General features: G+C 66.0%; 1 protein-coding gene. It reads left to right on the top strand.

Annotation, left to right across the window (positions count from 1 at the left end; genetic code table 11):
- Positions 1-10: 10 nt before the first annotated feature.
- The coding region (locus KUM32_RS41455) for an amino acid permease (RefSeq protein ID WP_217146798.1) at positions 11-564 on the top strand (554 nt) is incomplete at its 3' end.

Raw genomic sequence — 564 nt, forward strand, 5'->3', positions numbered from 1 at the left:
GGTACGTGTCATGGCCCCTACAAAATGGTCCCGTTCGGGCTCCGCCGCGCCGCACGAGGCGGCGCAGCGCGACGAGGAGCAACGGCTGCGCGAGCTGGGCTACCAACCGGTGCTGGCCCGCCGCATGGGGCACTTCGGAAACTTCGCGATCAGTTTCTCGGTCATTTCGGTGCTCTCCGGCTGTATGACGCTCTACGGCTTCGGCCTCGGCACCGGCGGCCCCGCGGTGATGTTGTGGGGCTGGATCGGCGTCGGACTCTTCGTCCTGTTCGTCGGCCTCGCACTGGCCGAGGTGACCAGCGCCTATCCCACGTCGGGCGCCCTGTATTACATGGCCGACCGCCTGGGTGGCCGTAAATGGGGCTGGTACACGGGATGGCTCAATCTCCTGGGACTGCTCGGCGCCATCGCCGGAATCGACTACGGCGCTGCCCTGTTCACCGGCGCCGTACTCAACCTGCAATGGGGATTCGATCCGACGCCCGAGTCAACCATGCTGATCTTCGTCGCCATCCTGCTCGTACACGCCACGCTGAACCTGTTCGGCGTGCGGCTGGTCAGCGT

The organism is Streptomyces sp. AC627_RSS907 (assembly GCF_019049165.1).